The sequence below is a fragment of the Pseudoalteromonas sp. DL-6 genome, from assembly GCF_004328665.1.
GTDB lineage: Bacteria > Pseudomonadota > Gammaproteobacteria > Enterobacterales > Alteromonadaceae > Pseudoalteromonas.
Window position 1 is genome coordinate 425,358 of the sequence record NZ_CP019770.1, and the last position, 12,410, is coordinate 437,767.

14 protein-coding genes are annotated in these 12,410 nt (G+C 40.5%); 8 read left to right on the forward strand and 6 right to left on the reverse strand.

Annotated elements, in window-relative coordinates; all coding sequences use genetic code 11:
* Window positions 1–90: 90 nt before the first annotated feature.
* Window positions 91–921 (forward strand): sulfurtransferase, encoded by an 831-nt coding sequence (locus tag B1F84_RS01900; RefSeq protein WP_131690417.1) that lies wholly within the window; start codon window positions 91–93, stop codon window positions 919–921.
* 1 nt (window position 922) lies between these two features.
* On the opposite strand, the gene B1F84_RS01905 is transcribed toward B1F84_RS01900, so the two are convergent.
* Window positions 923–1,273, reverse strand: a complete 351-nt coding sequence (locus B1F84_RS01905) for a cysteine-rich CWC family protein (protein ID WP_131690418.1) — start codon at window positions 1,271–1,273, stop codon at window positions 923–925.
* A gap of 43 nt (window positions 1,274–1,316) precedes the next feature.
* Between B1F84_RS01905 and B1F84_RS01910 the strand changes: the two genes are divergently transcribed.
* A complete protein-coding gene (locus B1F84_RS01910) occupies window positions 1,317–1,643 on the forward strand; it encodes a hypothetical protein (protein WP_008115457.1) in 327 nt (108 codons plus the stop codon).
* Window positions 1,644–1,756: 113 nt separating this feature from the next.
* Here B1F84_RS01910 and B1F84_RS01915 read toward each other — a convergent pair whose 3' ends face one another.
* The gene (locus tag B1F84_RS01915; RefSeq protein ID WP_008115459.1) at window positions 1,757–2,725 is read right to left on the reverse strand and encodes a class 1 fructose-bisphosphatase; all 969 of its coding nucleotides are present in this window, start codon (window positions 2,723–2,725) and stop codon (window positions 1,757–1,759) included.
* 154 nt (window positions 2,726–2,879) lie between these two features.
* Here B1F84_RS01915 and B1F84_RS01920 point away from each other — a divergent pair, with 154 nt between their 5' ends.
* The gene (locus B1F84_RS01920) at window positions 2,880–5,309 is read left to right on the forward strand and encodes a zinc-dependent metalloprotease (protein ID WP_131690419.1); all 2,430 of its coding nucleotides are present in this window, start codon (window positions 2,880–2,882) and stop codon (window positions 5,307–5,309) included.
* Between the two features lie 139 nt (window positions 5,310–5,448).
* Window positions 5,449–6,222: a YggN family protein gene (locus B1F84_RS01925; protein ID WP_010390508.1), complete on the forward strand. Its 774-nt coding sequence runs from the start codon at window positions 5,449–5,451 to the stop codon at window positions 6,220–6,222.
* Between the two features lie 134 nt (window positions 6,223–6,356).
* Here B1F84_RS01925 and rsuA read toward each other — a convergent pair whose 3' ends face one another.
* Window positions 6,357–7,055, reverse strand: coding sequence for a 16S rRNA pseudouridine(516) synthase RsuA (gene rsuA, locus B1F84_RS01930; RefSeq protein WP_131690420.1), 699 nt, complete (start codon window positions 7,053–7,055; stop codon window positions 6,357–6,359).
* Window positions 7,056–7,113: 58 nt separating this feature from the next.
* Here rsuA and zapE point away from each other — a divergent pair, with 58 nt between their 5' ends.
* Window positions 7,114–8,223: a cell division protein ZapE gene (gene zapE / locus B1F84_RS01935; protein WP_131690421.1), complete on the forward strand. Its 1,110-nt coding sequence runs from the start codon at window positions 7,114–7,116 to the stop codon at window positions 8,221–8,223.
* Window positions 8,224–8,333: 110 nt separating this feature from the next.
* Here the strand turns inward: zapE and galE are convergent, their stop codons facing one another.
* The gene (gene galE / locus B1F84_RS01940; protein WP_131690422.1) at window positions 8,334–9,350 is read right to left on the reverse strand and encodes a UDP-glucose 4-epimerase GalE; all 1,017 of its coding nucleotides are present in this window, start codon (window positions 9,348–9,350) and stop codon (window positions 8,334–8,336) included.
* 239 nt (window positions 9,351–9,589) lie between these two features.
* Between galE and B1F84_RS01945 the strand changes: the two genes are divergently transcribed.
* Window positions 9,590–10,078: a DUF3016 domain-containing protein gene (locus tag B1F84_RS01945; RefSeq protein ID WP_131690423.1), complete on the forward strand. Its 489-nt coding sequence runs from the start codon at window positions 9,590–9,592 to the stop codon at window positions 10,076–10,078.
* A gap of 53 nt (window positions 10,079–10,131) precedes the next feature.
* On the opposite strand, the gene B1F84_RS01950 is transcribed toward B1F84_RS01945, so the two are convergent.
* A complete protein-coding gene (locus B1F84_RS01950) occupies window positions 10,132–10,422 on the reverse strand; it encodes a hypothetical protein (RefSeq protein ID WP_008115466.1) in 291 nt (96 codons plus the stop codon).
* Between the two features lie 116 nt (window positions 10,423–10,538).
* Here B1F84_RS01950 and B1F84_RS01955 point away from each other — a divergent pair, with 116 nt between their 5' ends.
* Window positions 10,539–10,748, forward strand: coding sequence for a hypothetical protein (locus B1F84_RS01955; RefSeq protein ID WP_131690424.1), 210 nt, complete (start codon window positions 10,539–10,541; stop codon window positions 10,746–10,748).
* Here B1F84_RS01955 and epmB read toward each other — a convergent pair.
* On the reverse strand, window positions 10,745–11,758 hold the full coding sequence (gene epmB, locus B1F84_RS01960; RefSeq protein WP_131690425.1) for an EF-P beta-lysylation protein EpmB: 1,014 nt from the start codon (window positions 11,756–11,758) through the stop codon (window positions 10,745–10,747). The genes B1F84_RS01955 and epmB overlap by 4 nt on opposite strands.
* A gap of 40 nt (window positions 11,759–11,798) precedes the next feature.
* Here epmB and efp point away from each other — a divergent pair, with 40 nt between their 5' ends.
* Window positions 11,799–12,365: an elongation factor P gene (gene efp / locus B1F84_RS01965; RefSeq protein ID WP_010390517.1), complete on the forward strand. Its 567-nt coding sequence runs from the start codon at window positions 11,799–11,801 to the stop codon at window positions 12,363–12,365.
* Window positions 12,366–12,410: the final 45 nt, after the last annotated feature.

The window sequence follows — 12,410 nt, forward strand, 5'->3', positions numbered from 1 at the left end:
ATTATTATAATTTGTAACCAGTCTAAATTCTGTTTATAAACAGGCTGTAATAATATATAGCTATTTCATTTCCTTAAATTTGGCAAGACGATGAAAAACATAGTCAGTGCAAAATGGTTACATGCGCGTTTAGAGCAAACTAACTTAGTTATTTTTGATGCAGGTATGCTACGCCCCTCTGCTGCAGGGGAGTACTCGCCCGTTGCTATGCTACCCAAGGCACAACGGTTTGATATCAAAAAAGAACTCGCAGATACTTCAAACCCATTACCCAATACCTTGTGTAGTGCAGAGCAATTTACTCAGGTGATGCAAAAAGCAGGCGTTAATCACGACTCATTGGTGGTGATTTATGAGGATGCGGGGTTATTCAGTGCAGCTAGAGCCTGGTGGATGTTTAAAGCCATGGGGTTTAATAACGTAAAAGTCCTCGGTGGTGGTTTAGCCAAGTGGCTTGAACTAGAGCTTCCTGTTGAGTCAAACTATACACAAGCATCACTAAAAGGTGACTTTATTGCTCAATACCAGTCTGGTTACTTTATTGATAAAAAACAGGTGCTAAGTGCTACTAAGGATACCAATACAGTTATTTTAGATGCGCGTGCTTATGAGCGTTTTACTGGTAAAAATAAAGAGCCAAGAGCGGGTATGCGCAGCGGTCATATTATTAATAGCTATTCGCTACCTTTAGCTAGTTTGTTAGAAAATGGCGAGGCAAAATCACTCGACTTTATACAAGCACAGTTTAATAAATTAGTCGGGAATGCAAAACATCTGCAATTTAGCTGTGGGTCAGGTGTTACTGCCTGTGCGCTTGCGCTGTTCGCCGATGAATGCGGATATCATAATTTAAGTGTTTACGACGGCTCGTGGAGTGAGTGGGGCGCAGATAGCTCACTGCCTATTGCTGTGGGTGACTAATTTAATTATAGGGACAATTTTTACACCCGTTTTTGCAGCAAGTACCCCGTTTTAAAAAATACCACTTACTAAACACCATGTAACTATTTTGCATGGTGTAATCTAACCCTTCAATTAAATTATCATGGCTTCTAAATTGTTTAGCAAAAGCGATTTGAGCTTTTATTGGTTGGGTGTATATAGTCTCTAAATAGCTATTTATTTTAGCAAGAGTACATGAGCGGCATAAGCAGCTAGATGCTGTATCATCGAGTGGTAAAATAGCGGGTAACTGATAACACCAACATGAGGTTATATCATTAACATTACAGTTAAGCGTTGTATTACATTGGCTGCAGTTTATTTGGGTCATTTTAGGTCTTATTAACAGTAGAGTAGCAAGAATAACAAACATTATGAATATACAAAAAGCATTGGCTGAATTTATTACATTTGGCGAGCAAAGAGATAGTGCCATTAGTGTGATTGTTTCAACCGCAGCAAGCAATAAAATCTACCTGTACACACTCACAAAGCCTGTACTAATTAATGTACTTACGCGTTGTTTCAATAAAGAAATTGATATTGACGATTTACAGCTGTGGGCAAATGTTATTGAGTCGCGAGATGACATAAATTGCGCTGAGCATGAAGGTGTTATTTACGCGCTAAGTAATAGCGAGCAAATGGGCGAGTTGACTCATCAAAAGCTCGCACAGTTGTTAAAGCTGTTACAACAGTAGCAGGTGGTTATCAGAAAGTATGAAAGGTTTTAAGCAACAGTTTTCAGATGTTAGTAACCACTACTGGGCTAATCTCTAGCTGACACCTGAAACCTAAAACCTGTTCTTAAAGTTTACTTATGATAGCTCAAGCAAGTTTCTACTTCGTCCTTAGAGCCTAAAATAACCGCAACTCGCTGATGGATAGCATCAGGCTGAATATCCATAATACGCTCAGTGCCTGTTGAAGCAATACCACCTGCTTGCTCTACTAGCATTGCCATTGGATTTGCTTCATACAGTAAACGCAGTTTATTAGGTTTATTAGGATCTTTAGTGTCAGTTGGGTAAGTAAATAAACCACCACGGCTAAGTACACGATGAACATCGCCAACCATTGCAGCAATCCAACGCATATTGAAGTTTTGAGCGCGAGGGCCTGTATCTCCGGCAAGTAAGTCATTAATGTAGTTTTGCATCGCTGGTTCCCAGTGGCGCTGGTTAGAGGCGTTAATTGCAAATTCATTAGTTTTAGCAGGAATAGCGGCAAAATCTTGAGTAAGTAAAAAGCTACCTTGGGTTTTATCTAAGGTAAACATGCGTGTACCTTTACCCGTTGTTAGCGCAAGCATAGTTGATGGGCCATACAGTACGTAACCTGCAGCCACTTGTTGATGCCCAGGTTGCATAAAAATCTTTTCATCAGCAGCATCTGAGCCCACAGGTGCTTTCATAATAGAAAAAATAGTACCTACAAGTGAGTTAATATCGGTATTTGACGAGCCATCAAGTGGATCAAATGCAACAATGTACTCGGCATCTGGGTTACCGGCAACAGTATAATCTTCTTCTTCAGAGGCAATCGCTTTAACTGTGCCTGACTCCAGCAATATATCTTTTAATAACTGATTAGACAGTACATCGAGTTTCTTTTGTGTTTCGCCTTGAATATTTTCATCGAGGGTTGAGCCTAATACGCCCGATAATTCACCTTGACCGACGCGAAATGAAATTTCTTTACATGCCGCTAAAATAGTACGAATTAACGACAAAAGTTCTCTTGAACAGCCATCTTCTAGTAATACTGGTGGGAGTCTACGCATTCTTTTTTCCTGATAACGTGTTAAAACTAATCATAATGTGAGAGAGATTAGTTTAGAGCGCTGAAATTCGTCTTAAATAACTGTATTGTATAAATAACCCCCTATAATGGGGTACCTACATCGCATTTAAAACGCTAATAACAAAGATAAGATTATGCAAAAAATATCACGATTAAGTTACATACTCTTTACTGTGCTGCTCTGTATGATAACTCAAGCGCACGCAGCAATTAAGTCTATTGACGAATTTACTGAAAAAATGAACCATTTCCCTGGTTATTTTTCTTTCTTTTACAATACCCAAAACGGCAATGTGTATTTAAAAGTTGATAAACTTGAGCAACAATTTTTACTACAGCATAGCTTGCCTTATGGCGTTGGCTCTAACGACATAGGTTTAGATAGAGGCCAATTAGGCGGTACCTATTTGGTACAGTTTGAGCGCTTTGGCAACAAGGTGATGCTACGTGCACTAAATACTTACTACCGTGCAAACACGAGTAATCTAGCTGAGCAGCAAAGCGTTAAAGAAGCGTTTGCGTCGAGTATTTTGGCGGGTTTTAAAGTTGTCGCGCAAGATGAGAATGCTGCATTAATAGATTACACCCCTTATTTACTGAGTGACGTACATGGTGTAAGCCGTACTTTAGCTGCACGCAAGCAAGGGCAGTTTAGCCTTGATGAGTCACGCAGTGCGGTATTTATGAATCGCTCTAAAGCATTTTTAAAAAATACTGAACTTGAAGCCATTCTCACCTTTAAAGGGTCTAAACCAGGTAAATATATTCGCCAAGTGAGTGCTGACCCTTACGCTTTGAGTGTGCACATGCACCATTCACTTATTCAATTGCCTGATGATAATTACACGCCACGAAAATTTAGCCCGCAATCGGGTTATTGGAGTGTGGAGCATAAAAATTATGCAGCAGGGCTCGATGAGTCTATGTATGTGCGTTACATTCCGCGCCATCGTTTAGCAAAAAAAGATCCAAGCCTAGCAGTTAGTGAGCCAGTAGAGCCTATTGTTTATTACTTAGATCCCGGGGTACCTGAACCAGTAAAAACGGCTTTATTAGAAGGCGGGCAATGGTGGAATGACGCCTTTAATGCAGCAGGCTATAAAAATGCGTTTGAAGTTAAAGTGCTACCAAGTAATGCTGATCCTATGGATGTGCGCTACAACGTTATTCAATGGGTGCACCGTGCTACCCGAGGTTGGTCATATGGCAGTTCAATTATAGACCCACGTACAGGCGAAATTATTAAAGGCCATGTGACACTAGGATCGCTGCGAGTGCGTCAAGATATCTTAATTGCTGAATCACTCGCTGCGCCTTATTTAAAAGGCAATGAAGTAGCAAGCTCTTTACATGCAATGGCACTTGATCGTATTCGTCAGCTCAGTGCTCATGAAATTGGTCATACACTGGGTATTGCGCATAACTTCGCTGCGTCAATAAATAATCGTGCTTCGGTGATGGATTATCCGCATCCGTTATTGAGCTTTGCAGATAATGGTCAGTTAGATGTATCTCAAGGTTATGCTAAAGGTATGGGCGCATGGGATACACAAGTGATCAAATATGGCTACAGTGACTTTACCGGCCAAGATGAAAGCGAAGCACTCGCTGCTATTTTACAGCAAAATAAATCGCTAGGTTTGGCGTTTATTTCTGACAGTGATGCCCGTGCAAAAGGTGGAGCGCACCCTACGGCGCATCTTTGGGATAATGGCGGTAATCCAAGTGAAGAATTACTTAGAGTGCTTGATGTGCGAAAGCAGGCGCTCGGGCAGTTTGGTATTAACAATATAAAAACTGGGGTTGCACTGTCGCAGTTAGAAGAAAAGCTAGTGCCACTTTACTTATTCCACCGTTATCAAGTTGAAGCGGTTGCAAAGCTTATTGCGGGCGTTGATTATGACTATGAAATTCGTAGTGACGCACCCGTCAAAGGCGCCCAAGTTGTAGCTAAAGAGGCTCAGCAACAAGCAGTTAATGCTATTTTAGCCACCCTAAAAGCAACTAATTTAACGCTGCCAGAGTCGATACTGTCTTTGATTGTGCCAAAGGCGTATGGCGAGTCTAAATCACGAGAAAGTATAGTGGGTCGTACCGGCTTAACTATGGATGCACTTTCATTGCCTGAAGTGGCAGCGCAGCATAGCCTATCGCTATTACTAAACGCTCAACGATTAAATCGATTAGCGCAGCAACAAGCACGTGATAACCGCTTTTATAGCCTAGATGAGTTACTTAAGCAGTTAAATAAACAGGTGTTTAATGTATCAGCACCTGCCACCATGACAGGAAAAGTAACACAACGAGTACAGTACCTAACGGCAAAAACCATGGCTAATCTTGTGGCTAACGACGGTTTAAGCCCTGAAGTGCAAGCGCAACTGCATTTCTATTTAAGCAAACTTGCTGATGAGTTTAATCAGCACTCTCTACTGAGCCATCCTGAAGTGGGTGACAGCGCATTTAAAGACTATTTAGCGTCACAAATTAATCAGTTTTTAACAACAGGCCAGTGGCCTGACAATTTTAAAGCTCTGCCAATACCACCAGGCTCACCTATTTAATAGTACAAGCCAGAGGATAAAGGCGCTGTGTAAACGTTACGTTTCATGGTGCCTTGTTTTTAGGGTGTTACTTTTGCTTGCATAAAGTTGGTTTTTTGTTAATCTAGCCACCCCCTATTTTAGTCTTTTTGAGGTGTTTATGGCGTTTTTATCTCGTTCGATATTGGCGTTATCAATGGCACTTTTAAGCTCCAATGCAATCGCACAAAAACAATGTGATGTTGAACTTCGTCATGGTTTAATTATTACCGATGATGTGATCCGTATTGTTGATAAAGGCCAAACTAGGGTGCAAATTAACAACAATAATCAACTGTTTATTCGAGGCTACTGGGTCGATTTAAGTACCGACGAAAGCAAAGTGCTAGAACAATTTAGCAATGGTATTCGTCAAACAGTTCCTGAGTTGGTCGATTTAGCGACCGATGGCGTTAACCTAGGACTCAGTGCTATTGAGCATGTTGTTGAGGGCATGTCAGATAAAGAACCCGAAGTGCTAAAAACGCAATTACAATATGTAGAGCGCGCACTTATGGATAAGTTTAAACGTGGCGACGATTTCTTTTTTATAGCTCCTCAATCGCTTTCCCAAATTGATGATTTTTTTACTAAAGAAATTAGTCAAAAAATACACTCAGCTGTACATGGCTCTTTGGGTGCTATTTTAATGTCGCTTGGGGATGCGTTTAAATCTCGAGAAGGCAATATAGAAGACCGCATGAACGACATGGGGCAACGCATGGATATTATTACCAAAGAAATCGATAAGTCATTGCAGAAAAAAGCCCACCAATTAGAACTTAAAGCCTCTGAATATTGTGAATGTTTAAACTCCCTAGATATTACTGAGTCTCGTCTGCAAGCGATTGTGCCTGGAATGACAGACTTTGATTTAGTACAGATTAAATCGTAAGAGCAGGTTTTAGACGTCAGATTTCAGACAGGGATTAAGCAAGATTATTAAAGGCAACGAGCAGCGAGCCTAGAGCGGCAGGTGAGCGGCCCTAATCTCGTGGCCCGAAGCCATTTCCTAACACCTAAACAGCCTTACAGTTTTATCTCTGCGGCAGTTAATGGGCGGTATTCACCTGCAGCCAAATCTTCACCTAACTTTATACCCGCAATTTGTTCACGATGTAGTTCAACCACTTTGTTATCTACCGCTGCTAGCATACGTTTTACTTGGTGATACTTACCCTCAGAAATAGACAAGCGTAAACCATAATTCCCTTCGCGTTCAGCAATAGCAGGGCGAGTTAAATCTTTTTCATTGTGTAACTGCACACCATCACGTAATTGCTGCAATGCATCATCGGTAATCGGCTCTTGGGTTTCGACTAGGTAGGTTTTAAACTTATTCTTTTTAGGCGAGGTAATTTTGTGTGACCACTCGCCATCATTGGTAATAAGTACTAGGCCAGTGGTGTCTATGTCTAAACGCCCGGCAATGTGAAAGTCGGCCATGTTTGGCTCATCAAGCAAGTCAAATACGGTTTTGTGTAACTCATCTGAATTAGCGCATACATAACCTATCGGCTTATTGAGCATAAAGTAGCGTTTACCTAAAAAAACTAATGGCTGATCATGAAATAACACATTATCTTGTTGAGTAACTTGAAAGTCGAATGCCGTGATCACCTCGCCATTAACGCAAGCCACTTGGCTTTTTATTGCTGCGCGGGCTTTTGAGCGTGGTAACTCTGCTAAATGGCTAATAAATTTATCTAAACGGCAAGGAAATTTCATGTTGTTCACATTTTTAGTCGGCTACAATGGCCGCGAGTATAGCGGATAGTGAAATACCATGACAGAGCCCAGCACAGAAATTTTAAGCCTGTACCATAGCAAGGTTTCATCAGGAAAGCTTGATTTCGATGCGGCGCAGCACCAAGCCGTGAGTGCGTTACAGTCTTTAAGTGAGCAATTAAATCAGCCTGCAAGCTGGTGGCAAAAAGCACCTTCAATAAGGGGAATATATTTATATGGCCCGGTTGGTCGAGGTAAATCTATGTTGATGGACTTATTTTATGAAAGCTTACCCACAGAGAAAAAGCAGCGCCTGCACTTTCATCATTTTATCGAAAAAGTTCATGCTCAATTGGCCAAGTTACAAGGAGATAAAAATCCGCTGCAAATAATTGCTAAACAGTGGGCCAAAAAGATAAAAGTGCTGTGCTTTGATGAGTTTTTTGTTAGTGATATTGGTGACGCCATGATCATGGCTCGGTTATTCAACGCTCTGTTTGAACAAGACGTGGTGCTAGTAGCAACTTCTAACGCAAAACCGGAGCAACTTTATTACAACGGTTTGCAACGCGCGCGATTTTTACCAACTATCGATTTAATAAATGCACATTGTCATGTAATTAACGTAGCGGGGGAGGAAGACCACCGCTTCAGGTACGGTCGAAGTAGTTGTCATTATTTTATTAACTTGCCCCACGCTGAGTTTGAAACTGAGTTTTTATCCGCACACCCTCAAGCAATGCATGATAGTACAATGACTGTACATGGCCGAGCTCTGTCCTATTTATTAAAAACTGACGATGCTTTACTGATTGATTTTATGGCATTGTGCTCAGGCCCTCGTAGCGCCAATGACTATATGTTTTTAGCAGAACAGTTTTTGGTAGTATACATCGCGAATGTGCCAATAATGGGAAAAGAGGCAACTGGTAAAGTTATTGTGCATGGTATAGAAGACAGCTATCAGCGCGAAAAGCAGCAGTTAGATGAGCATACACTCGATGATGAAGCTCGGCGTTTTATTGCCTTAGTCGATGAGTTTTATGATTGCCACAAATTACTGGTGATTAACGCTCAGGCCGACATAAACGAGTTATACCAAGGTAAAAAATTAAGCTTTGAATATGCGCGAACCCAGTCTCGCATTGTTGAAATGCAAAACTGGTAAGTACAGCTAACAGCCCCGAGCGAATAGCTATCAGCAACACATTAAAACACCACATTTAATTCAAATACTGTGTTTTAATCGTAACTAAAAACTGACAGCTTAAAAAACCTTTATTTACTGTATCCATTTGGATTATTTGACTGCCAGCGCCATGTATCTTGCATCATAACATCAATGCCGCGCTCGGCTTGCCAGCCTAGTTCGCTGAGCGCTTTTTCTGGCGCAGCATAACAGGCTGCAATATCACCAGGGCGACGAGGCGACACCGCATAAGGGATAGCTTGGTCGCTAGCCTTAATAAACGCATTGACCATTTGTAATACTGAATAGCCGTTACCGGTACCAAGGTTATAAATAAATGCCCCGGTTTCTGCGGCTATTTTATCAAGTGCTTTTAAATGCCCTAAGGCTAAATCCACAACGTGAATGTAATCGCGTACGCCAGTACCATCAACCGTGTCGTAGTCATCGCCAAATATAGCAAGCTGCTTTAATTTACCAACCGCAACTTGTGAAATGAAAGGCAATAAATTATTAGGAATACCATTAGGGTCTTCACCAATTAAACCTGACTCATGGGCACCAACAGGATTAAAGTAGCGCAAAATAGCAAACGCAAAGCGCTCATCTGATTTAGCGATATCTTGCAGCATCATTTCAACCATTAGTTTAGAGGTACCATATGGGTTAGTTGTACCGCCAACGGGAAAGTCTTCGCGTATTGGTAAGCTTGCAGGGTCACCATAAACTGTTGCAGATGAGCTAAATACCAGTTTAAACACACCCGCGTCACGCATTGCATCAACTAGTGTTAATGTACCTTGTACGTTATTTTGATAATACGCTATTGGTTTGGCTACCGACTCACCAACCGCTTTTAAACCTGCAAAATGAATTACACTATCAATATTATGCTTTGTAAATACCGAGTTTAAAAAGGATTTATCTAAAATATCACCTTGATAAAAAGTAATTGCTTTACCGGTTATTTTTTTCACTCTCTCAAGTGATTCTTCAGAGGAGTTACTTAAGTTATCGATAACGATAACCTCGCTGCCTTGCTGTAAAAGTTCTAAAACGGTGTGTGAGCCAATGTAGCCTGCGCCACCGGTTACTAAAATTGTCATGAATGCTCCTTGGAAACCTCTGTTCAATTACCCTAATTTCACCATAAATAATGAGCTTTTACATGCATTATTTTATTTGCTTTGTAATAGTAAGCTTGCAAACTGTACTTTTGATTACATTTCGTGCAGTTTTAATAACACCTCAGCGTAAAGATTAAGTTATAGTTCATGTGTAATTGCTAAAGTGAAGTATAGCAATTTGTAATTTACCGTGATTTATATACTCGTTGGAGAAACGTATGAACTCAGTTAAAAAAATAGCAATGTTGATGTTTATCGCACTACCAAGTGTTGTTTACGCGGGCGAGGCTCAAGTTAAATGGCATGACTTTAATGATTATCGCGATGTACGCCCATCAAACCAAGCTAAAGGCTCGTACCATAAGCAAATAGCCAAAAGTATTGATGAACACTTTGCAAAGCTCAGCGAGCAGCTTCCTAAAAATTACACTTTAAAAATTGAAGTAACCGATTTAGATTTAGCCGGAGACGTTCGCTATGGCGGTGTTAACGAAATTCGGGTGGTTAAACCCATTCACTTTCCACGCATTGAATTTAACTATGTGCTTAGTGATGAAAGTGGCGTTGTCGCACAAGAAGATAACGTAAGTCTAAAAGATATGGGTTTTATGGATAAAATTAAAATGGGTCGAGATGAAGCGTTTTACTACGAAAAACGCTTATTAACAGAGTGGTTTGGTGAGCAAGTTTTACCGCGAATTAAGTAACATAGCGCAAAACATCTGTTCAACAGGTGTTTTGCGCAGTAAGCCCAGAGTGCTTACTTAAAGGTGGCCAACAAGGTTAGTAAGTTTTGTAGTTTAATAACTGCTTGTTTTAGCTTTTCTTCATCAAAACCGTCGCTCGATAAGCTTTCTACATCAGCGGCAACGTCTAAAACGTAAGGCTTAAAGCGTTTAGCTTCAAAGCTAAATCCAGCGTCCTCGGCAAATAAGGCTTTAAATTTTCCGTGGCCTTGCTGTTGTAACTCATCGAGTTTTTTATCAGCATCAAGCGCCTGACGGTAAACAATTTTTAAGTTGGCGTTGAGTTGTTCAATTATAGAATCCATGGTTTTCCTAAAGCTTAGTGCAATGTTGCCGATATATACTTAAGTGGGTTGGTAAAGTAATTTACCAATTCAGCGACTATAATACGTGTATTACATTTAAATGTCAGGTGTGAGTTATGAATATATCAGGTGGAAATCTACCTACAATGCCTGGTGCAGGCCAAGGCGCAGAGGTTTTAACTGCTGCTTTAGCTAAAAAGCAACAGCAAGCTGATGGCGCCGCTGCACTCGCGCTTATTGAAGGTGCTACACAATCTTCAAGTGCGCAAACACCGGCTAAGTCGGTTACTGCAACACTTGGAAATAATGTAAACGTGTATGTTTAAATAAGTTTGAGATCAATGGGGGTTTTACTTTTTTGACCACCAATTTCTCTTACTAATTTAGGCACTAAAAATCCTGGCAGGGCTTCTAAAAGCTCTGCCATTATTTTTATGGCCTGCGCCTCATCTATATCAAAATGACTTGCGCCTTCTACCTTATCCAGTAAGTGTAAGTAATAAGGCATTACGTCTGCATCAAATAACGCTTCACTTAAGTTAATTTGTGCATCGAGCTTATCGTTAACATCTTTTAAAATAACCGCCTGATTCAATAACAGTACATTGGCTTGTTTTAGCATCTTCATGGCGTCTTTAAAGTCATTATCTATTTCGTTAGCATGGTTAATATGGTTCACGAATATAATTTTTAGTGGTGACTTTGCTAATCTTTCACATAATTGTTCAGTAATGCGTGCAGGAATAACAACGGGTAATCGGCTGTGTATGCGCATCCGTTTTATTTGTGGTATTTGCTCAAGCTCATCTAAAAACCAGCTTATGGCATCGTCTTTGGCCATTAAGGGGTCGCCACCACTTAAAATCACTTCGTTAATATTTTTATCCGATTTTATATAACTCAATGCATCAATAAGGCTGCGTTTATTCAGTTGGTTTTCTTGATAGGGGAAGTGTCTTCTAAAACAATAACGGCAATTTACTGCACAACCGGTTTTAAACATGACTAAAACACGCGATTTATACTTATGCAATAGACCTGGTTGATTGTTATCTTGTTCAAGTAGCGGATCTTTATTAAACCCCGACTTAGTTAAAAATTCTTGATGGCGAGGCATAACTTGCAGCAATAAAGGGTCATTTGCATCGCCGTGATGAATTTTTTTTATAAAAGGCAATGGCACACGAACAGGAAACAAGCTACGAGCTTTTATGTCGTTTTCATGGACTTGGCTCGATAAACCAACCATTTCTAACAGCACTTTTGGGCAGGTAACTACATTTGCTAATTCTTTTTGCCAGTTTTTATGCAAATTTGCTTCATTTCTTTGTATCATTGGCACGTAGATTACTCGAAAAATATAAATAGAGGAAACGATGGCGAATTATAGCACCAACGAGTTCAAGGGCGGCCTAAAAATTATGATGGACGGCGAACCTTGCAGTATCTTAGAAAATGAAATGGTAAAACCGGGTAAAGGCCAAGCGTTTAACCGTGTTCGTATCCGTAAGCTTATCTCTGGCAAGGTACTTGAAAAAACCTTTAAATCGGGTGAATCGGTTGAAGGTGCTGATGTAATGGATACCGATTTAGCGTACCTATACACAGACGGTGAATTTTGGCATTTCATGAACAATGAAACATTTGAACAAATCGCTGCTGACGAAAAAGCACTGGGCGATGCTGGTAAATGGTTAGTTGAAAACGATGTATGTACTATTACATTATGGAACGGCAGCCCAATTGCTGTAACTCCACCAAACTTTGTTGAGCTTGAGATCACTGAAACTGATCCGGGCCTTAAAGGTGATACAGCGGGCACGGGTGGTAAACCAGCAACGCTTAGCACAGGTGCTGTAGTACGTGTTCCATTATTCGTACAAATTGGCGAAGTGATTAAAGTAGACACTCGTAATGGTGAATACGTGAGCCGTGTTAAGTAAGCAGTAACACGCCTTATTAATTAAATCCCGGCTTAAGCTGGGATT